Below are 19,756 nucleotides of genomic sequence, written 5' to 3'. Positions count from 1 at the left end.
GGTGGGTTAGCTTTCGGCGACCTTTCACCACAAAGGGGGGACTTCTCCATGTCCATGTCCGTGCGCCCTGCCGCGCGAAGATTGCTCGCCCTCGGCGCGGCCGTGGCGCTCGCCGCCACGCTGTCCGCGACGGCGCGAGCCCAGGACGCCGGGTCCGCGGCGGAGGTGACGACCACCGACGCGCCGGCGACCACCACCACCACCACCACCGAGGCTCCGGTCACGACGACGACCGGCGCGTCCACCACCGCGACGTCGGAGTCGGCCGCCGCGCAGGCCGCCAAGCTCGCCATCTCCGCCGCGGTCGTGGGCGGGCCGTTCCTGGTCGGCGAGCGCGTCCCGGTCGAGGTGACCATCACCAACACCGGTGACGCCGACGCCACCACCGTGAAGGCGGGCGAGTACACCCTCTCGGGCTCGTACTTCTCCATCGACTCCGCGGAGTGGGGCGACCTGCACACCTGGCAGGGCAAGGGCATCACCGTGCCCGCCGGCGAGAGCGTGACGGTCACCGTCCACGGCGAGGCTCAGCGGTGGACCGGCGCCGTCCCGGTGGCCCGGTTCCACCTCCAGCTCGTCAACGGCTGGGCCGACAGCTTCGACCTGACGATCCCGCTCGTCGACCCGGCCTCCGCCACGGACGACGCGGCCGGTCTGGTCTACGGCGACCGGAACGCCAACGGCGCGCCCGACGCCGGTGAGGGCATCGCGGGCGTCAACGTGAACGTCTACGCGTCGGGTGGCGAAGTCCTCCGGACGAGGACCGACGCCGAGGGCCGGTTCCGCTTCGCCGGCCTGCCGGTGTCGACCTACACGCTGTCGATCTACGAGGCGCCGGACGGCTGGGTCGTCGAGGGCGGCAACACCGAGCTGACCGTGGACGGTTCCGGTTCCGCCGCGAACCTGGTGCTGCGGGCCGTGCGGCCGTTGAGCGACCGGCTGACGGCGGCCATGCGCTTCACGCAGGACACGTACCGGGTCGGCGACCAGGCCGAGGTCGAGGTGACGCTGACCAACCGCGGCACCGAGGACGTCACCGGCATCAAGGCGGGCTGCGACCGCAGCGGCGGCGAGGGCCCGGAGCTGCGTGACGTCGACCTGGGCGACATGGCGTGGAACGCGAGCGGCGTGACGGTGCCGGCGGGTGAGACCCGGACGTTCACCTTCACCGGCAGCATCTCGGAGGAGACCGCCGAGCACGGCGCCGTGAGCTGGCCGTGCGACTTCGGCCCCGGCGACGGCGGCCCGTGGGGCTACCCGTCGGCCAACGCGTGGGCGAGGGTGGTCGGCGCCGGTCCCGGCGACTCGGCGATGCACTTCTTCCACGACCGCAACGACGACTACACCAGCCAGCCCGGCGAGCAGGTCGGGGACCTGGTGGTCGGCCTGGCGGACGCCATCAGCGGCAAGCTGGTGGCCAAGGCCCGCACCGACGCCGACGGCCGGCTGAAGTTCGTGGACATCCCCGCCGGTCCGTACGAGGTCCGCGTGTACGGCGCCTGGAAGCACTACTCCAACTGGCCGTTCGTCATCTACGTCGGCACGTGCCGCCACTGCCAGTCGGAGCTGGCGGTCCGGGTGGTCCCGTCCGACGTCGTGACGCCGGAGGAGGTCGCGCCGGGCGAGCCGGGGACCGGCGGCGGCGTCCCGACGACGACCACCGCACCGGCCGCCGCCGGCGCTGCCGGCGGCGGCGGCCTGGCGGACACGGGCGCGAGCGTGCTCGGCCTGGCCGGACTGGGCGCACTGGCCCTCCTGGGCGGACTGGGCGCCGTCCTCTGGAGCCGCAGGCGCACGGCAGGCTAGCGGCCGACCAATCGCAGAACGGGGGTGCGGCCGGTCCTCAACGGACGGTCGCACCCCCGTTCGGCTGCGCGAGCGGAGGGGTGGGAGCCCTCGGACGGTCGTCGGCCTCCGAACCTCCGGCGGCTCGCTGCTCGGCGGCCAACGCCTCCTCCACCCAGGCGAGGAACGCGGGCAAGCGCCGGTCGACGCTGAAGCAGTCCCTCTCCGTGCCCGCGATCTGCTCGTGGAGGTGCGGCCAGCCCCGACACAGGGCGACGTAGTGCGCCTGCCCTTCGCGCATCTCCGGGTCACGCCGCATCTCGGCCTCGACCAGGTCGAGGTACCTGCCCACCAAGTCCACAGCTCCTCCTGACCCGATGCCGACCGCGCGCGGACGGCGGTGCGTGGCGGCGTGCGCGTGCGGCCGTTCACGATGGCGGTCGAGGACCGGGCCACCTGCGAAGTCCGCTACCTCCCGGTGCCGTTGCGGGTCGACGGTCGCAGGCGTGTGTGCGCCGTGCGCCCCGGAGGCTGTGCGACCAGCGCCCCTCCCCGGTTGCTGCACGGAGGGAGTGCGACCAGGTGCCGGAACCGGGTCGCACCCCCCTTGGACCTGCGGAAGCGGAGGGATTTGAACCCCCGGACGGTTGCCCGTCTCCCGCTTTCAAGGCGGGTGCATTCGGCCGCTCTGCCACGCTTCCCGGTGTGCCGGAGCAGGTTACCCGTCCAGCTCGCGCAGGTGCGTGATGACCCGGTCGAACACCCTGGCCACGACCTCCTGCTCGTCCCGCGACAGCAGGTCGATCATGTGCTCGCGCACGCCCTCGACGTGGGTCGGCGCGGACGTCTCCAGCAGGGCCATGCCCTGGTCGGTCAGCTCGGCGAACACGCCGCGGCCGTCCTCCCGGCACTCCTCGCGGCGCAGCAGGCCCTCCCGCTCCATCCGCGCCACCTGGTGCGACACCCGGCTCTTGGACGACGCCACCTCGTCGGCGAGCTGCGACATCCGCATCCGCCGCCCCGGCTGCTCCGACAGCCGCACGAGCACCTCGTAGTCGGCCAACGACACGCCGTGCCCGTCCTGCAGCTCCCGGTGCAGCCGGTCGGCGAGCATCGACGCCCCGACCACGTAGTTGCGCCAGGCGCGCATCTCCCCATCGTCGAGCCAACGCGGCTCCTGCTCAGTCACGTGACCAGGTTAGGCCGCACATATCCGTTAACGGACGATCCACCGCCATGTCTGGTGCCGGTCAGCTCCGCCAGGCAAACTCCTGCGCCGTACCGCGCCCTCCTACCGGGGCGCCGCAGGGAGGACCCACCCCATGACCTCGTTCAGACGCACCGCGCAGCGCTCCGCCGCGCTCGCGGTCACCGCGGCGGCGGCGCTGGCGGTCACGCTGGTGCAGAACCCGGCGATGGCCGACAAGGACAACCGCCCGGCGCGCACCGTCGACGTCCGCCTGATCGGCATCAACGACCTCCACGGCAACATCGAGCCGCCCACGGGCTCCTCCGGCCGCGTCACGCTGGCCGACGGCTCGCAGGTCGAAGCGGGCGGCGCGGCGTACAACGCCACCCACATCCGCGCCCTGCAGGCCGAGGTGCGCAACTCGGTCATCGTCGGCCAGGGCGACCTGATCGGCGCGTCCCCGATCGTGTCCGCGCTGTTCCACGACGAGCCGACGATCGAGGTTCTCAACCGGGTCGGCATGGACACCACGGCCGCGGGCAACCACGAGTTCGACGAGGGCTACCGGGAGCTGCTGCGCATGCAGCGCGGCGGCTGCCACCCGACCGACGGCTGCCAGTTCCGCGAGGACTACGAGGGCGCGGACTTCCCGATCCTCGGCGCGAACGTCACCCTCGCCGCGAACGACCGGCCGGCGCTGCCGCCGTTCTGGGTGGAGTTCCGCGACGGCGTCCCGATCGGGTTCATCGGCATGCCCCTGAAGGACGTGCCGATCCTGGTCGACCCGAACGGCATCAAGGAGCTGGAGTTCGGCGACGAGATCGCCGCCGCGAACCGGTACGCCGACCTGCTCAACTGGCTCGGCGTGAAGTCGATCGTGCTGCTGGTCCACCAGGGCGACAACACCGCCGGCGGCGGCCCGGACGACTGCCGCACGGTCGCGGGCGGCCCCGGCCGCAAGATCGCCGAGCAGGTCAGCCCGAAGATCGACGCGGTGTTCTCCGGCCACAGCCACCAGCACTACAACTGCACGGTCACCGACCCGGCGGGCAACCCCCGGCCGTTCATCGAGGGCCTGGCGTTCGGTCGCGAGCTGTCCGTGGTCGACCTCAAGATCGACAAGCGGACCCGCGAGGTCATCCGCTCGGCCACGGTCGCGCGCAACCACGTGGTCACCAAGAACGTCACCCCGGACCCGGAGGTCCAGGCGATCATCGACCTGGCCAAGTCGAAGTCGGGCCCGATCGCGAACCGCCAGGTCGGCACCATCGCGCAGGACGTCCTGCGGGCGCAGAACCCGGCGGGCGAGTCCGCGCTGGGCAACCTGATCGCCGACTCGCAGCTCGCCGCCACCGCCGGCAACGGCGCGGTGCTGGCGCTGATGAACCCGGGCGGCGTGCGCGCCGACCTCACCCACGCCTCCTCGCCCGCGGGTGAGGGCAACGGCGTGGTGACCTACGGCGAGGCGTTCACCGTGCAGCCGTTCGGCAACATCCTGCAGACGGTCACGTTGACCGGCACGCAGATCAAGGCGGCGCTGGAGCAGCAGTGGCAGGTGGTCAACAACCAGCCGAGGCAGATCATCCTCCAGCCGTCGGCCGGCCTGACCTACTCGTGGTCGGCGTCCGCGCCGATCGGCTCGAAGGTCTCGGGCATCGTCCTCAATGGCGCGCCGTTGGACCCGAACGCGAACTACCGCGTGACGATCAACAGCTTCCTGCAGGGCGGTGGTGACGGCTTCAGCGCGTTCACCGGTGGCACGGAGATCACCGGCGGCGGCATCGACCTCGACGCCTTCACCGCCTACCTGGCCGCCCACCCGAACACCGCGCCGCCGGCGCTCGGCCGCATCACCACGACCCCGTGACGTCACGCGTGGTGAGCGGGCTCCCCCCGGGTCCGCTCACCGCGCGTGCACGGGTCGCCACCACCGCCCCACCGAGCCGGATGAATCTCGTTTCACCAGTTCAGGGGCCTGCGCTCGGGTTGTGCGCCGGGCCGGAAAGGCGCATGCTCGTGACAGGACCTGCCACCGGCGGAACCCGAGCCGACCCGCCGGCGGCACGCCCGGAAGGGGTAGGTGGTGCGGTGCAGGTAAGTCCTCGCGGTGACGAACCGCGGTCGAACCGCAACCCCGCGGGCGGAGCGGTCTCCAGACCGGCCCGATCGCGAACGTGAGCGGTTCCGACGAGGTTTCGAGCGCACGGCGCCACCGGCGCCATCGCCGCGCTTGACGATGTTGACCCGGGTTAGAGTCAGGGCGCCGTCTCCACCGTCGGCGCCGACCGTGGTCCACGCCGACCTCGTCACGCAGGTTTCGTCACTTCCACATGGGAAATCCCGGGTGCGGTGCCCCGACGTCGGGCCCCGCACCCGGGGCTTGTCCTGTCCGGGTTCGGTGCGCAGCTGGGAGGACACGCGGTGCAGTTCAACGAGAACGCCGAGCTGGACACGTCGCAGGTCAGCGATCAACGCGGGGTCGGGGGCCGGGTCGCCCTGGGCGGCGGCGGGCTGGGCATCGTCGGCCTGATCCTGTACTTCGTGCTCTCGCAGATCGGCGGCGGCGTGCAACTGCCGACCGGCTCCGGGTTCAACGACGTCGGCCAGGGGCAGCAGGTCGGCTCGGAGGCCATCAAGGAGAAGTGCCGGACGGGCGCGGACGCCAACCGCGAGTCGGACTGCCGCGCGGTCGCGTTCATCAACTCGATCCAGGGCTACTGGACCGACCAGTTCGCCCGCTCGGGCAAGACCTACCAGCCCGCGCAGACCAACTTCTTCTCCGGCAGCGTGTCGACCCGCTGCGGCAACGCGTCGTCCGCGGTGGGGCCGTTCTACTGCCCGGCGGACGCGCAGGTCTACATCGACCTGGGCTTCTTCCAGGAGATGCAGCAGAAGTTCGGCGCGACCGGCGGGCCGTTCGTCGAGGCCTACATCCTGGCCCACGAGTACGGCCACCACGTGCAGAACCTGCTGGGCACGTCCGACCGGGTGAACCACGACTCCGGGCCGACGTCGGGCTCGGTGCGGCTGGAGCTGCAGGCCGACTGCTACGCGGGCGCCTGGGCCAACCACGCGGAGACCGTGCCGACCGCGTCCGGCCAGCCGCTGATCACCGGCGTGACGCAGGACGACGTGAACGCGGCGCTGGACGCGGCGTCCCGCATCGGCGACGACTTCATCCAGGGCGAGCTGGGCGGCGGCCGGGTCGACACGACCAAGTTCACCCACGGCACGTCGGCGCAGCGGCAGAAGTGGTACACGACCGGCTACGAGACCGGCGACCCGGCGCGCTGCAACACGTTCGACACGAACAACCTCGGCTGAGCCGGCCCGGTCACGGCCGACCCGTCAGGGCCTGCGAGCACCGCGCCAGCAGTGCCCGCAGGGTCTCCCGCTCGTCCGCGCTGAACTCGTCGGCCAGCCGGCGTTCCACGGCCGACGCCCGCTCGTCGGCCACCTCGAACGCCGCGCGCCCGGCCTCGGTCAGGCGCGTCTCCAGCACGTTGCGGTGCACCTCGTGCGGCACGCGGGCGATCAGGTCGGCGGCTTCCAGGTTGCGCAGGATCGTGGTCATCGTCTGCGGCGTCACGCGGCAGCGCCGGGCCAGCTCGGCGGCCGACACGCCGGGGCGTTCGTTGAGCACCAGCAGCGCGGCGTGCTGGGCCACGGTCAGCCCGGCGGGCCGCACGGCCTGCTGCTTGACCAGCGTCAGCTCGTGCTCGACCCGCTTGATGTCGCCGCCCAGGCGCTCCTCGAACGGCATTCCCATGCCGCTGATCGTAAAGCGCGTTGACGTCCATCAGAGTTCTGATCCAGCTCCGTGCACGTACTCCGGCAAGCGGCGGAGTGGCATGCGACGCCTGATCGCTCTCGTGCTGGTCGTCCTCACCGCCACCCCGGCCGCGGTCCCGCGCTCGTCCGACGACCGGGGGACCGCCCGCACCACCCACGGCACCGCGCCGTGGGGCGACGACGAGCCGACCACCATCGTCCGGTCACCGCGCGGCGGCTACGTCGTCGACGGCGAACTCGGTGCGCTGGTCGGTGGCACGGGCACGTCGGACGCGTACTCCTCGCGCCGGTTCCGGGAAACCGCTGTGCGCTGACCACCCGGCGAGGTAGTTTCCGCGGGATCACAGGCCCTGCCCGGCGGCGGCTCGGGGGACGTCGGCATCCCGCGGTGGGCGAGGACCTAGCTATGGGGGGACATCCTTGTCCAGCAGTGCTGTCGCGCGCCCGAACGGCGCGAGACGATTCCCGCGCGCGGCGACGGCGGGCGTGCTCGCGCTCGCCGTCGCGCTGAGCGGTCCGGTCGCGTGGGCCCAGGAGACCGGACCCGCGACGACCACCACGACCGAACCGGCCGCGCCGGCGGAGCCGACCACGCCCGCCGAGCCGACCACTCCGACCGGGACACCGGCGGACACCCCGGCCGGGACGCCGCCCGTGACGACCGCGCAGCCACCGGCCGACCCGACCACCCCGGCCGGACAACCCGTCGAACCCGAGACGGAACCCGAGACCGAGACCGAACCCGAGACCGAGACCGAGACCGAGACCGAGGTCGGCACCCGGGCGCTGCCGCCCGCCACCCGGCCGGACCTCCAGGTGTCGGTCTCCTTCGACCAGGCCGAGTACGCGCCCGCGTCCGACATCGGCGTCACGGTGACCGTCCGCAACGTCGGCACCGCGCCCGCCGTCGACGTCCGCTGGCGGGAGGCCGGCGAGCTGACGCTCAAGTCGGGCGGCACGGACCTGCGCCGCATCCCCGGCCCCACCCTCGCACCGGGCGAGAGCAAGACCTACCGGCTGGTGGGCAGGCAGAACAGCGCGCTCGCCGACAGGGTCGGCTACACGGTGGAAGCCCGCACCGGCTTGCAGGAGGGCGGGCCGACGACGGACCCGACGCCCGCCGACAACCGGGCCACCGCCACCGCCACCGTGCGGCAGGGCCGCGGTTCCGCCGCCGGCGTGGTCTACCGCGACACCAACGGCAACGGCCGGTTCGACGCGGGCGAGGGCGTGGCGAACCTGCCGGTGTACGCCACCGGCGGCGCGCCGGACACGTGGCTGAACGGCCGCACGGACGCCACCGGCCGGTTCACGTTCGGCGGCGACATCCCCACCGGCACCTACCGCGCCTACCTGCAGAGCTACCCGGACCCGGGCGGCGTCATCGCCGCCGGCCGCGCCTGGTTCACCATCGAGCACGGCGTCGCCGCGACCCTGGAGTTCCCGCTGGCCGCGCCGGTGCTGGAGGTGCTGCGCCCGCGCCTGCGGTTCGACCGCGACACCTACCGGGCGAACGACCCGGTCGGCATCGAGATCACCCTCACCAACTCCGGCACGGACCCGCTGACCGGTGTGGTCGCGGTGTGCGACGAATCCTGGTCCGACGGCAGCCTGGACGGCCGCTCGCCCGCCTGGGCGCAGTTGAGCCCCGAAGGGCCCGGCGTCTCCCTCGCCGCCGGTGAGACCAAGGTCGTCACGATCACCGAGGCCGTGCCGGAGGCGGCCGTGCTCTCCGGCCGGATCTCCGTGGCCTGCAACTTCGGCAACAGCGGCCGCGCCACCGCGGGGTACATCGGCTCGTCGGACTCCGCCGAGGTCGGCGCGTTCGGCGCGGTCGAGGGCACGCTGGAGCTGGACGCGGGCGACGGCGAGCAGCCGCTGGACGGCGCCCGGCTGATCGCGCTGAGCCGGCGCACCGGGCTGAAGGTCGCCGAGGCCGTGTCGCACGACGGCGGCGCGTTCGCGTTCGGCCGGCTCCCGGAGGGTGCCACCAGGGTGCTGGTGCTCGGCGACTACCGCGACAAGGCCACCGGCAACGGCTGGTTCACCGCGGACGTCGTCGCCGACGGCACGGTCCGGGTCGCCTTCGTCGCCACGGCGGGTCCCACCGTGACCGAGCCGATCGCGCACGAGGAGCTGGAGGTCACCGCCTCCTTCGACAAGGCGCACTACACCGGTTACGAGCCGGTGACCGCCAAGGTCAAGGTCACCAACGCGGGCGCGGGCCACCGGACCGAGCTGCGGTTCGAGCCCTCGTCCGACTACCACACCGGCCTGCGCTACGACCCGACCCAGTGGGGCCTGCTCGACCGGAGCTACCGCCCGGGCGGCTACCCGCCGACCCTGTACCTGTGGCCCGGCGAGTCGTACGAGGTCACGCTGGTCGGTCACGCGCCGACGTGGTCGCGGCACGACGTCGTCACGCTCAAGGGCAGCATCGTCACCGGGTACGGCACCTCCGCGCCGATCGACCTCAGCGCCTCGGTCGCGTACCCGACCGGTGACGCCACCGTCCTGGTCTTCGCCGACACCGACCGCGACGGCGTGCGCGACGCGGGCGAGCAGCCGTTGCCGGACGTGGCGGTCACCCTCAGCGGCGGCCTGGCGAGCAACGGGTGGCACACCGGTCGCACGGACGCCGACGGCCGGTTCCGGGTCGAGGACATCGGCCTCGGCGACTACTGGGTCTACACCGAGCACGAGGGCGGCTGGATCGAGGCGGACAACTCCTACCAGGGCCTCACCATCACGGCGGACGGCGACACGACGTACGAGACCGGGCTCGTCCGGCCGATCTCCGACGACCTGACGGCCGAGGTGTCGTTCGACCGGGACACCTACCTGCCGACCGACTCGCCGACGGTCCGGGTCACGATCACCAACCGGACCGGCCGCGACCTGACCGTGCACGCGTTCTGCGGCGGGGCCGGCGACGGCCACGAGATCGACAACTCCACCGAGGCGTGGGGCCCGTTGCGCTACGGCGGTGCCGGTCTGGCGATCGCGGACGGCGCGACGTGGACGGCGGACGTGACGACGCCGATGCCGGCGTGGGCGGCCGACCACGGTCGCGTCACCGCGCACTGCTCGATCGGCCCGCTCGGCGTGGACGGCGGCATCGTCGACGGCGCGCCGACGGCCGTCGACCGGGCGGAGGTGCCCGGCGCGGTGTGGACCACGACCGGCCAGGTGCTGGCCGGCGACCGGCCCTACCAGCCGGTGCCGAACGTGAAGGTCGTGCTGTTCGACCGGGACACCGAGGAGTTCGCGACCGCGACGACGACCGACGAGTCGGGCACGTTCACGTTCGTCGACCTGCCGGTGGGGGACTACACGCCGGTGGTGGTGGGTCCGTGGAAGCTCCGCACGACCATGCAGTACCCGTTCCTCCGCGTGATCCGGAACAACCCGTGGACGCAGAACATCCACGTGGAGCCGGGCCCGGACGTCGCGGACCCGACCCCGGTGGCGCCCGGTGAGGCGCCCGGTGGGGCGCCCGGTGGGGGGAACGCCGCGCCGCCCGCCGGTCACTCCGGCGGTGGTTCGGTGCAGGACGCCCTGGCCAAGACCGGGGTGAGCGTGCTCGGGCTGGGGCTGGTCGGCGCGCTGCTGCTGGCGTTCGGCATCGGGGCGCGCACGATCGGGCGTCGCCCCGCCTGATGGACGAACCCCTGATCGGCGGGGCGCGGTGTCGCACGTGCCACACCGCGCCCCGCCGATCGCGGTGTTAGCGTCGCTAACCAACTGCGACACCAGGGGAGCGTGGCCGTGACGGCGTTGGAGGCGATCGTCGTCGTCCTGGCCGGTGTGTTCGCCGGTGGGATCAACACCGTGGTGGGCTCGGGCACCCTGGTGACGTTCCCGGTGCTGCTGGCCGTCGGGTACCCGCCGGTGGTGGCCAACGTGTCCAACAGCCTCGGCCTGGTGCCGGGCTCGCTCAGCGGCGCGTTCGGCTACCGGCGCGAGCTGACCGGGCAGGCGGACCGGGTGAAGCGGCTGCTGCCCGCGTCCGTGCTGGGCGGCATCGGCGGCGCGATCCTGCTGGTCGTGCTGCCGGAGGACGCGTTCTCCGCGATCGTGCCGGTGCTGATCGCCATCGCGCTGGTGCTGGTGGTCGCCCAGCCGTGGCTCAACCGCAAGCTCGCCGAACGGGAGCGGCACGAGCACGGCGGGGTGGCGCTGTGGATCGGCGTGTTCCTCGCGGGCATCTACGGCGGCTACTTCGGCGCGGCCCAGGGCGTGCTGGTCATGGGCCTGATGGGCGTGCTGATGAACGAGCACATCCAGCGGATGAACGCCCTGAAGAACGTGCTGACCGCGTTCGTGAACCTGGTCGCGGGCGTGCTGTTCATCTTCATCGCCGACGTGGCGTGGCTCGCCGTGCTGCTGCTGGCGGTCGGCTCGGTCGTCGGCGGTCAGCTCGGCGCGAAGGTCGGCCGCCGACTCCCACCCACCGCGCTGCGCGCGGTGATCGTCGTGGTGGGAGTCGTGGCCATCGCTCAGATCCTCACCCGCTGACCGCTCAGCCGCCGAAGGACCGGGCCGCCGCCAGGAACGCGTCGTTCTCCTCCGGCTCGCCGATCGTGACGCGCGCGCCGTCGCCCGCGAACGCCCGCACGACCACCTTGTGCGCCAGGCAGTGCTCGTTGAACGCCGCGGTCCGCTCGCCCAGCGGCAGCCACACGAAGTTCGCCTGCGACTCGGGCACCTCGAACCCGGCGGCCAGCAGCTCGCCGCGCACCCGCGCCCGTTCGGCCACGATCGCCCGGCACCGCGCCATCAGCTCGTCCTCGGCGTCCAGCGACGCCAGCGCGGCGGCCTGCGCCAGCGCGTTCACGCTGAACGGCACGTAGACCTTGCGCAGCGTCTCGGCCACCGCGGGCGAGGCCACCGCGTACCCCACGCGCAGCCCGGCCAACCCGTAGGCCTTGGAGAACGTGCGCAGCACGGCAACGTTGTCCCGACCCGCCGCCCACTGCCGCTTGGCGAGCTCGACGCCGTCCGGCACGTCCGGGTCGTCCACGAACTCCTTGTAGGCCTCGTCGATGACGACGAGCACGTCCGACGGCACCCGCTCGACGAACCGCTCGATCTCCGCCGCGCGCAACGCCGTCCCGGTCGGGTTGTTGGGGTTGCACACGAACACCAGGCGGGTCTTCGGCGTGATGGCCGCGGCCATCGCGTCGAGGTCGAGGCCGTGGCCCGGCGTCAGCGGCACCCGCTGCTGCCCGGCGCCGACGACCGCGGTGACGAGCGGGTACGCCTCGAACGAGCGCCACGCGAACACCACCTCGTCGGCCTCGGTGCAGGTCGCCTGCACGAGCTGCTGGCACAGCGTCACCGAGCCGCAGCCCACGGCCACCTGCTCCGCCGGCACGCCGAGCTTGTCCGCCAGTCGCGCCACGAGGTCGGTGGCGGCGGTGTCGGGGTAGCGGTTCACGGCGGTGGCCGCGTCCGCGATCGCCCGCACCACGCTGGGCAGCGGTCCGGCCGACACCTCGTTGCTGGCCAGCTTGATCGCGCCGGGGATCGTCTTGCCGGGCACGTATCCGGGCAGCGCGACGAGGTCGGCGCGGGTTCGCACGGTCATCCAAGGACTCCCTTCGGGGTTCTGAGCTGGACGTTATCCGGTGAAAGACCCGGATGGGGCATACCCGCCGTACGGATGCTCACGTTGACTGCCGTTCACCCCCACGTGGAAGGGTTGGCCCATGACTGCTACCCGCACCGAGACGCTCTCCCTCACCGACGGCCGCGAGCTGCGGTTGACCGTCGCCGAGCCGGAGAACGCCGTCCGCGGCGGCTTGGTCGTGCTGCACGAGGCGCGCGGCGTGACCGACACCGTCCGCGGGTTGGTGGGCTCGCTCGCGGCCGAGGGGTGGCTCGCGGTCGCGCCGCACCTGTACGACGAGGTGTCCGGCGACGAGGCGCCCGCCATGGTGAGCGGGCTGTCCGGCGAGGACGTGCTGGCCGACACCGACGTCGCGTTCGTCTGGCTGGGGCAGCGGGGCGTGAGCCAGGACCGGATGGGTGTCATGGGCTTCGACCTGGGCGGATCGGTCGCGATGGTGGTTGCGGGAAGCCGAACCGTCGGTGCGGCGGTGACCGTCGGGGGCGGTGGGATCCTCCAGCCGCTGGCCGAGGGGCTGCCGTCGCTGGTGGAGGTGGCGGAGGAGCTGACCTGCCCGTGGCTCGGCCTGTACGGCGACGACGACGCCGAGATCCCGTTCGATGACGTGGAGAAGTTGCGCGACGCGGCGGCGGCGGCGCCCGTGGCGACCGACGTGGTCCGGTTCGCCCGCACGAGCCACCGGTTCGACACCACGCCGGAGGTCAGCGCGGAGGCCTGGCAGCGGGCGTTGAACTGGTTCGACTCACATCTTCGCTAAGCCTCTGGTCGGCGGCTTGGAACCGAACGGGCTTCCCGGTACATCTAAGGAGGGCGTCCGGAACGCCTGATTTTCCGATCGTCGCCGGCTAACGCGCGGAGAGCTCGCGGCGAATCGCAGTGCAGGGGGTAGTGATGAGCGACGGGAACACGGTCCCACTCGCGGGCTCGCAGACGGTGCGGATCCCGCCTGGCTTCACGCCGTCCGCGGCGCCGCAGCCCGCGGTCGTGGCGGACGCGCCGGCCGCTGCCGCGCCCGCCGTCGCGCCACCACCGGCCGCGGCACCAGCCGCGCCACCGCCCGCCGACGCGACCGTGACGCTGCCGGCCGCGGCCGTGGCCGAGGCGGTCAAGCCCGCCCCGGAGAGCTTCGCGAAGGCCGCGCAGACCGACCTGGACAAGGCCACCACCGCGTTGGGCGCGGTGGACAAGGAGTCGGTCCAGCTCGACCTGGACAAGCAGGGCGTCGACGACCTGCTCAAGCTGATCTCGCAGGCGCGCAGCCTGGTCGACACCGTGCACGGCCGGGCGGTGAACAACCTCGACGTCGAGCTCAAGTTCGGCAACAACTGGGTGAGCGACGCGATCAGCAGGCGGCTGCGCGAGGTGGCCGTGGGCAACGAGGAGTCGGCGGTCAAGGTGATCGGCGACTTCATGCAGGTGCTCTTCGAGGTCGAGGAGACCATCCGCGACGCGGCGCGGAACCTGGAACGGGCCGACGACGAAGCTGCGGACGCCTTCGGAGCCGCAGGGGAGGCCAAGGGCTGATGGGCGACAACAAGCACGGCGGCAACCACGGCGGTGGCCAGGGCCACGGCGGCGGTCACGGTCACGGTGGCGGTCACGGTCACGGTGGCGGTGGTCACGGCGGCAACCACGGCAACGGGTACGGCGGCGGCCAGGGCGGTGGCCAGGGCCACGACAAGCCCACCGACCTCGGCCAGAAGGTCGACTGGATGACCTACAGCCACCAGCAGCTGTGGGAGATGATCAACACCGGCGTCGACCTGAAGGTCGCGAGCAGCGCCCAGGCCGACTGGGCCGCCGTGGGCAAGGCCCTCGGCGAGGTGCAGGAGTTCCTGGCCAAGGCGATCAGCCAGTCCAGCCAGGCCTGGACCGGCGAGTCGGCCGAACGCGCCCGCGAAGCCCTGGAGTCGGTGGAGAAGTGGGCCCTCAACACCAGTGAGCACGCCGACAACGTGGCCAAGTGCATCGCCACCGAGATCGAGCACGTGCAGACGGCGCGCGAGATGATGCCGCCGCCCGCGCCCGCGCCGCCGGTCGTCACGCCGGTCGCCGACGCGCCGGTCGCGGTCGCCACGCCGACCCCGGTCGCCGTGCCGCGCTCGCCGCTGGTCCGCAACCAGCCCGTCGACGACGCGGGGTTCCGCACGCTGTCCCCCACGACCCGGGACAGCCTGGTCGACAGCACCACGCGCACGCCCGGCGCGTTCACCGGCCTGGAGACCGTCGGCGCGCCCGCGCTCGACTCGGTCGCCACCGCGGACGCGACGCACCGCCAGGCCGCCGAGGTCATGGCGATGTTCCAGCTGAACTCCTACGAGGTCGACCGGACCGTGCCGTCGTTCGCCCCGCCGACCAACCCGCTCGCCCCGCCCCCGCCGCCGCCCGTGGTCGTCACGCCCACCCCGCCCGTCCCCGACGGCGGTGGCACCGGTGGTGGCGGCCAGGTCGTGGTCAACAACCCCGGTGGTGGCACGCCGAACCAGCGTCCCGGCAGCACCCCCGCCCAGTTCGGTCGCGGCGGGTTCGCCGGCGGTCGCGGCGGGTTCGCCGGTCGCGGGGTCGTGCCCACGCCCGTCGGCGCGGCCGGCGGTGGTGGTGGCGGCGGTGGTCCGGTCGCGGGCCCCGGCGGCACCACGGGCGCGCTCGGCGGCGACCGCGGCGGTGCCAACCCCGGCAGCGTGACCAGCCAGTTCCAGGCGCCCAAGTCGGTGACCCCGCAGTCCGGCATGATCGGCGCCGCGCCGATGGCCGCCCCGCCGCCCGTCGCGTCCGGCGGCGAGAAGGACCGCAACCGACCCGGTTACCTGGAGGACGACGACAACGTCTTCGGCGTCGACCGCAAGGCCGCACCACCGGTGATCGGGCTGTGACCGATCGCGTCTTCCGGCTCAGCGAGACCGAGTTCTTCCTGCTCTGGCAGGCGGTCCACCGCGACGCCCACCCGGTGCCGCTCGGGACCAGGCACTTCGGGCACACCCAGCGGGAGCGGGACGCGCTGGTCGAGACCGCGTCCCGCGACCTGGCCGCCCGCGGCCTCGGCACCGTGCGGCGACCGGACGAGGAGCTGTACGGGCTGCTGCGCGGCCTGGCCGAGTTCGAGGTCGGCCTGGAGGTGTTCTTCACCGTGCGCGGCGCCCAGGCGCGCGGCCTGGCCACCGCCGCGTGGCACGGCGCGTTCGCGGGCCGGCTCGGCAACCAGGTCCAGGTGGCCGGGTTCCGGCCGACCGCCCTGGCCGCCACCACGGTCAACACCCTGCCGCCCGCGCCGCCCGGCAGCGGCCGGTCGGTGAACGTGCGCTGGGACGACTACCTGGCCGCGGGCCAGGCCGGGCAGGACGACGGCAGCGAGGGGTTCCTCGACGCGCTGCGGTCCGCCGGCCTGCGCGAGCCGGAGGCGAACACGCTGATGCGCGCCGTGACCACGCGCAGCGGCGGCGGCCAGGTCGGCGTGATCGCCCGCAACCGGGCGGGCTACCTGCACCCGACCGGCGCGGTCGTGTCGTGGCTGGACACCGAGGAGGGGCGCTACCTCGTGCGGCGGGACGACGGGTGGCTCGTCGTCGCGCCCGCGGACGCCCCCCGGCTGATCTCCGCGGTCGAGGGACTGGTGGCGGGCGCCGGCCGGAACTGACCCGGTGTGTGGATGCCAACTGTGGTTCCGGGCCGTCCCATCGGCTAGGAACTTCAGGTATGACCGAGATGCGTGCCGGCACCGCCGCCGGCGAGGCGGAAGTCCTGTGGCGCCCTGACCCCGACCGGGTCGAGGACAGCAGGATGACCGCGTTCCGCTCCTGGCTGGCCTCGACCAAGGGCCTGGACCTGCCCGACTACGAGTCGCTGTGGGAGTGGTCCACCTCCGACCTGGAGGGGTTCTGGGGCGCGATCGCGGAGTTCTTCGAGGTGGTGTTCCACAGCGCGCCCACGCGCGTGCTGGAGGCGCCCGTGATGCCCGGCGCGTCCTGGTTCCCCGGCGCGACGCTCAACTACGCCGAGCACGCCCTCAGGGGCCCGGACGACGACCTGGCGGTCGTGTTCCACCGCGAGGACGGGCTGTCCTCCCGACTCACGTACGGCGAGCTGCGCCGCAAGGTGGCCGCCGTGCGCGCCGGGTTCCAGGCGCTGGGCGTGCGGCGGGGCGACCGGGTGGTGGCGCTGGTGCCGAACTCGCCGGAGGCGCTGATCGCGTTCCTGGCGGCGGCCTCGCTCGGCGCGACCTGGTCGTCGTGCTCGCCGGACTTCGGCGCGCGGGCCATCGCCGACCGGTTCACCCAGATCTCGCCGACCGTGCTGGTGGCCGTCGACGGGTACCGGTACAACGGGCGGGCGTTCGACGTGCGGGCGACGGTGGAGAAGCTGCGGTCGGAGATCCCCTCCCTGCGCGCCACCGTGGTGGTCGACTACGTGGGCGGCACCCCGCTGCCCGGTGCCGTGACGTGGGACTCGCTGCTGGCCGAGCACGCCGAAGCGCCCCTGGCGTTCGAGCCGGTGCCGTTCGACCACCCGTTGTGGGTCCTGTACTCGTCGGGCACGACCGGGTTGCCCAAGGGCATCGTCCAGGGGCACGGCGGGATCGTGCTGGAGCACCTGAAGATGCTGGCGCTGCACAGCGACCTCGGTCCCGGCGACCGGTTCTTCTGGTTCACCACCACCGGCTGGATGATGTGGAACTTCCTCGTCTCCGGCCTGCTCGTCGGCTCGACGATCGTGCTGTTCGACGGCAGCCCCGCGCACCCCGACCTGAACGTGCTGTGGCACCTGGCCGAACAGCACCGCGTGACGTACTTCGGCACGTCCGCCCCGTACATCCAGTCGTGCCTGAAGGAGGGCGTCCACCCGGCCGAGCGCTACGACCTGACGGGCCTGCGCGTCGTCGGCTCCACCGGCGCGCCCCTGACGCCGGAGGGCTTCCGCTGGATCGCGTCGGCCGTCGGTGCCGAGGTCCAGATCGCCTCGGTCTCCGGCGGCACCGACCTGTGCACCGCCTTCGTCGCCGCCGCGCCCGACCTGCCGGTCTGGCTGGGCGAGCTGTCGTGCCGGGCGCTGGGCGCCGCCGTGGAGTCGTACTCGGAGTCCGGCCAGCCCGTCGTCGAGCAGGTCGGCGAACTGGTGATCACCAAGCCGATGCCGTCCATGCCGGTGTTCTTCTGGGGCGACGAGGACGGCTCGAAGCTGAGGGATGCCTACTTCTCCACCTTCGAGGGGGTGTGGCGGCACGGCGACTGGATCCGCATCACCGAGCGGGGCTCGGCCGTCATCTACGGCCGCAGCGACTCCACCCTGAACCGCGGCGGCGTGCGCATGGGCACCAGCGAGTTCTACCGGGTCGTCGAGGGCATGCCGGGCGTCGCCGACTCCCTGGTGATCGACACGTCGGGCGCCGGTCGGACCGACGGCGAACTGCTGTGCTTCCTGGTCCTGGACGACGACGTGACCCTCCCGGACCTCGAACCGAAGCTGAGGTCCGAACTGCGCACCAACCTGTCACCGCGCCACGTCCCGAACCGGTTCGTCGCCGTGGCCGAGATCCCCAGGACCCTCAACGGCAAGAAGTGCGAGGTGCCGGTGAAGAAGATCCTGGCCGGCACCCCACCTGAGCGCGCCGTGAGCCTGGACGCCCTGCGCAACCCGGCCGCCCTGGACCCATTCCTCGACTTGGCACGAGACCTACCTCACGTCAGCAGCCCCTGAGCCTGCTCCAACGCCCCCCTCGACCCCTTCTGACCAGCGCGGATGCGGTTAAGAGGGGGGCGTTTTGCTAGAGCACGGGGGGCATGTGTAATCTATGCGTCGTAGCCGAGGGCTCCGGGAGGCTTCGCCTAGTCTGGTCTATGGCGCCGCACTGCTAATGCGGTTTGGGTTTATCGCCCATCCCGGGTTCAAATCCCGGAGCCTCCGCAACACCCGGCTTCGGCCGGGTGACAACTGAAGAACGATGCGCTCGTAGCTCAACGGATAGAGCATCTGACTACGGATCAGAAGGTTGCAGGTTCGAATCCTGCCGAGCGCGCACTGGTCAGAGCCCCTGTGGAGAATCTTCCACAGGGGCTCTGACCGCATTGGTGACCGCAGTTCACTTCTCGGTGGCCTCATCGAACAGCACGCCCATCCGGTTGACCGCATCCTGCTGGACGCTCTCGATCACCTCGATGTACGTGCCGGTCGTCACACTGATCGAGCTGTGCCGCAAGATCCGCTGGACGCCAGCTTGGCTAGACAGATCAAGCAAGTGCCGCCCGTTGGGCTGCCTGGCCAGCTCTCTAGGCGAGCTAGCTAGGCTGCCCTACCCTGATTTCCGAAGTTGAGGAGAACTTGGTTGAGGTTGATCAACCCAGGGGAGATGAGATGGCGCTGGACCCGGACGACCCACGACCGCCGTACATGCAGGTGGCGAACGCCCTCCGAGCCGCGATCCTGACCAAGGTCTTCAAGGCCGGAGACAAGCTGCCGTCACGCGCCGAACTGGCGAAGAAGTACGACGTCGCACCGATGACCGTGCAAAACGCCCTGCGCGAGCTGCGAGACGAAGGCTTGATCGTCTCCCGACAGGGCAGCGGCGTCTTCGTCCGCGAGCGCACCGAGCGCCCGGTGGGTCTGCGCCCTCACATCGAACAAGCCTTCGAGTCCGACCGCGTCACCATCGACTTCTCAGGCTTCTCCGGCGAAACCCTCCACGGCATCCTTCAAGAGCCATTGGACAAGATCCGCATCGGCCGCCTGACCCCCGAGGCGATCCACGTGCGCATCCTGGTCCCGGACCCCACCGTCCCGTGGTCGGTCCCCTGCACGGTCGAGGACCAGGCCGACAACCCAGCCTTCCGCGAACACGCCGCCGAGATCATGCGCCGCCACACCCTGGCCATCGTGGACAACATCACCGAGTTGGGCGCACTCGGCCTGGTCAAGGACGCCACCGCAGAAGTCCGCGTCCACCGAACCGCCCCACTGTTCAAGCTCTTCCTGATCAACAACGACGAAGCCTTCTTCGGCTTCTATCCCGTCCGCGAACACGTCCTATCCCTAGACGGCCAACCCCAAGCCATCTACGACCTCATGAGCAAAGACGCCATCCTCTTCCACCACAGCACCACCGACGACGACACCAGCACCGGCAGTCAATACGTCGCGCAAGCTCGCACATGGTTTGACAGTCTTTGGGACTCTATTGCTGCGGAGTACAAGCGATGAGCACGATCAAGGTGCCAGTCGATGATCGAACGACACTAAGAACGATCCTTGATAACACCGATGCCCTGTTGTTGGATTTCGATCGTCCGGTCTGCTCTGAGTTTGCTCACGTGTCAGCTGGTCGGATCGTCGTTACGCAGCAGCATTTGGTAACGGCATGAATCGTACTA

The 19,756-nt window shown here is 71.8% G+C and carries 17 protein-coding genes and 3 tRNA genes; 15 read left to right on the top strand and 5 right to left on the bottom strand.

Translation table 11 applies throughout. The annotated features are described in order from the left end of the window. Positions 1–48 precede the first annotated feature (48 nt). Positions 49–1,806, top strand: a complete 1,758-nt coding sequence (locus FHX81_RS20560) for an SdrD B-like domain-containing protein (protein WP_141979703.1) — start codon at positions 49–51, stop codon at positions 1,804–1,806. A gap of 37 nt (positions 1,807–1,843) precedes the next feature. Here the strand turns inward: FHX81_RS20560 and FHX81_RS20555 are convergent, their stop codons facing one another. The 3 genes from FHX81_RS20555 to FHX81_RS20545 form a co-directional block, all read right to left on the bottom strand. Beyond that, positions 1,844–2,137, bottom strand: coding sequence for a hypothetical protein (locus FHX81_RS20555; RefSeq protein ID WP_141979702.1), 294 nt, complete (start codon positions 2,135–2,137; stop codon positions 1,844–1,846). A 264-nt stretch (positions 2,138–2,401) separates the two neighbouring features. Then, positions 2,402–2,486 (bottom strand) — tRNA-Ser (locus FHX81_RS20550). Between the two features lie 17 nt (positions 2,487–2,503). Next, positions 2,504–2,974: a MarR family winged helix-turn-helix transcriptional regulator gene (locus tag FHX81_RS20545; protein WP_246107898.1), complete on the bottom strand. Its 471-nt coding sequence runs from the start codon at positions 2,972–2,974 to the stop codon at positions 2,504–2,506. A 133-nt stretch (positions 2,975–3,107) separates the two neighbouring features. Here FHX81_RS20545 and FHX81_RS20540 point away from each other — a divergent pair, with 133 nt between their 5' ends. Continuing rightward, positions 3,108–4,841 carry a bifunctional metallophosphatase/5'-nucleotidase gene (locus FHX81_RS20540; protein ID WP_141979701.1) on the top strand — a complete coding sequence of 578 codons (1,734 nt, stop codon included), beginning with the start codon at positions 3,108–3,110 and terminating at the stop codon, positions 4,839–4,841. 554 nt (positions 4,842–5,395) lie between these two features. Then, a complete protein-coding gene (gene ypfJ, locus FHX81_RS20535; RefSeq protein WP_141979700.1) occupies positions 5,396–6,298 on the top strand; it encodes a KPN_02809 family neutral zinc metallopeptidase in 903 nt (300 codons plus the stop codon). A gap of 10 nt (positions 6,299–6,308) precedes the next feature. Here ypfJ and FHX81_RS20530 read toward each other — a convergent pair whose 3' ends face one another. After that, on the bottom strand, positions 6,309–6,743 hold the full coding sequence (locus tag FHX81_RS20530) for a MarR family winged helix-turn-helix transcriptional regulator (protein ID WP_211363528.1): 435 nt from the start codon (positions 6,741–6,743) through the stop codon (positions 6,309–6,311). 82 nt (positions 6,744–6,825) lie between these two features. Here FHX81_RS20530 and FHX81_RS20525 point away from each other — a divergent pair, with 82 nt between their 5' ends. The 3 genes from FHX81_RS20525 to FHX81_RS20515 all read left to right on the top strand — a co-directional run bounded on the left by FHX81_RS20525 (position 6,826) and on the right by FHX81_RS20515 (position 11,284). Next, positions 6,826–7,080, top strand: coding sequence for a hypothetical protein (locus tag FHX81_RS20525; protein ID WP_141979699.1), 255 nt, complete (start codon positions 6,826–6,828; stop codon positions 7,078–7,080). A 106-nt stretch (positions 7,081–7,186) separates the two neighbouring features. Then, positions 7,187–10,426, top strand: coding sequence for an SdrD B-like domain-containing protein (locus tag FHX81_RS20520; RefSeq protein WP_141979698.1), 3,240 nt, complete (start codon positions 7,187–7,189; stop codon positions 10,424–10,426). Between the two features lie 108 nt (positions 10,427–10,534). Further along, on the top strand, positions 10,535–11,284 hold the full coding sequence (locus FHX81_RS20515; protein ID WP_141979697.1) for a sulfite exporter TauE/SafE family protein: 750 nt from the start codon (positions 10,535–10,537) through the stop codon (positions 11,282–11,284). Positions 11,285–11,288: 4 nt separating this feature from the next. Here FHX81_RS20515 and hisC read toward each other — a convergent pair whose 3' ends face one another. Next, a complete protein-coding gene (gene hisC / locus FHX81_RS20510) occupies positions 11,289–12,356 on the bottom strand; it encodes a histidinol-phosphate transaminase (RefSeq protein WP_141979696.1) in 1,068 nt (355 codons plus the stop codon). Between the two features lie 121 nt (positions 12,357–12,477). Here hisC and FHX81_RS20505 point away from each other — a divergent pair, with 121 nt between their 5' ends. The 9 genes from FHX81_RS20505 to FHX81_RS40650 all read left to right on the top strand — a co-directional run bounded on the left by FHX81_RS20505 (position 12,478) and on the right by FHX81_RS40650 (position 19,747). Beyond that, entirely contained in the window at positions 12,478–13,155 is a 678-nt protein-coding gene (locus tag FHX81_RS20505) for a dienelactone hydrolase family protein (RefSeq protein ID WP_141979695.1), read from the top strand. Positions 13,156–13,289: 134 nt separating this feature from the next. Continuing rightward, positions 13,290–13,922: a hypothetical protein gene (locus FHX81_RS20500; RefSeq protein ID WP_141979694.1), complete on the top strand. Its 633-nt coding sequence runs from the start codon at positions 13,290–13,292 to the stop codon at positions 13,920–13,922. Then, positions 13,922–15,271, top strand: coding sequence for a PPE domain-containing protein (locus FHX81_RS42635; RefSeq protein WP_141979693.1), 1,350 nt, complete (start codon positions 13,922–13,924; stop codon positions 15,269–15,271). Before FHX81_RS20500 ends, FHX81_RS42635 begins: the two co-directional genes overlap by 1 nt. Further along, positions 15,268–16,032 carry an ESX secretion-associated protein EspG gene (locus tag FHX81_RS20490; protein WP_141979692.1) on the top strand — a complete coding sequence of 255 codons (765 nt, stop codon included), beginning with the start codon at positions 15,268–15,270 and terminating at the stop codon, positions 16,030–16,032. The genes FHX81_RS42635 and FHX81_RS20490 overlap by 4 nt, the downstream gene beginning before the upstream one ends. Before the next feature lie 59 nt (positions 16,033–16,091). Then, positions 16,092–18,089 carry an acetoacetate--CoA ligase gene (locus tag FHX81_RS20485; protein WP_141979691.1) on the top strand — a complete coding sequence of 666 codons (1,998 nt, stop codon included), beginning with the start codon at positions 16,092–16,094 and terminating at the stop codon, positions 18,087–18,089. A 117-nt stretch (positions 18,090–18,206) separates the two neighbouring features. Continuing rightward, positions 18,207–18,296 (top strand) — tRNA-Ser (locus tag FHX81_RS20480). Between the two features lie 39 nt (positions 18,297–18,335). After that, positions 18,336–18,408, top strand: a tRNA-Arg gene (locus FHX81_RS20475). Positions 18,409–18,743: 335 nt separating this feature from the next. Beyond that, a complete protein-coding gene (locus FHX81_RS20470) occupies positions 18,744–19,586 on the top strand; it encodes a GntR family transcriptional regulator (RefSeq protein ID WP_246107897.1) in 843 nt (280 codons plus the stop codon). Then, entirely contained in the window at positions 19,583–19,747 is a 165-nt protein-coding gene (locus FHX81_RS40650) for a hypothetical protein (protein WP_170232110.1), read from the top strand. The genes FHX81_RS20470 and FHX81_RS40650 overlap by 4 nt, the downstream gene beginning before the upstream one ends. Positions 19,748–19,756 lie beyond the last annotated feature (9 nt).

The sequence above is a fragment of the Saccharothrix saharensis genome (assembly GCF_006716745.1).
Lineage (GTDB): Bacteria > Actinomycetota > Actinomycetes > Mycobacteriales > Pseudonocardiaceae > Actinosynnema > Actinosynnema saharense.
The sequence above is the reverse complement of the archived record's forward strand: the minus strand, read 5'-3'. Positions and strand labels throughout refer to the sequence as shown.

What these genes read in the sequence shown, in the direction of transcription:
- FHX81_RS20505 (WP_141979695.1), top strand. Translation starts at nt 12,478, where the DNA reads ATGACTGCTACCCGCACCGAGACGCTCTCCCTCACCGACGGCCGCGAG.
- FHX81_RS20530 (WP_211363528.1), bottom strand. Translation starts at nt 6,743, where the DNA reads ATGGGAATGCCGTTCGAGGAGCGCCTGGGCGGCGACATCAAGCGGGTC.
- FHX81_RS20485 (WP_141979691.1), top strand. Translation starts at nt 16,092, where the DNA reads ATGACCGAGATGCGTGCCGGCACCGCCGCCGGCGAGGCGGAAGTCCTG.
- FHX81_RS20560 (WP_141979703.1), top strand. Translation starts at nt 49, where the DNA reads ATGTCCATGTCCGTGCGCCCTGCCGCGCGAAGATTGCTCGCCCTCGGC.
- FHX81_RS40650 (WP_170232110.1), top strand. Translation starts at nt 19,583, where the DNA reads ATGAGCACGATCAAGGTGCCAGTCGATGATCGAACGACACTAAGAACG.
- hisC (WP_141979696.1), bottom strand. Translation starts at nt 12,356, where the DNA reads ATGACCGTGCGAACCCGCGCCGACCTCGTCGCGCTGCCCGGATACGTG.
- FHX81_RS42635 (WP_141979693.1), top strand. Translation starts at nt 13,922, where the DNA reads ATGGGCGACAACAAGCACGGCGGCAACCACGGCGGTGGCCAGGGCCAC.
- FHX81_RS20500 (WP_141979694.1), top strand. Translation starts at nt 13,290, where the DNA reads ATGAGCGACGGGAACACGGTCCCACTCGCGGGCTCGCAGACGGTGCGG.
- FHX81_RS20525 (WP_141979699.1), top strand. Translation starts at nt 6,826, where the DNA reads ATGCGACGCCTGATCGCTCTCGTGCTGGTCGTCCTCACCGCCACCCCG.
- FHX81_RS20470 (WP_246107897.1), top strand. Translation starts at nt 18,744, where the DNA reads ATGGCGCTGGACCCGGACGACCCACGACCGCCGTACATGCAGGTGGCG.
- FHX81_RS20540 (WP_141979701.1), top strand. Translation starts at nt 3,108, where the DNA reads ATGACCTCGTTCAGACGCACCGCGCAGCGCTCCGCCGCGCTCGCGGTC.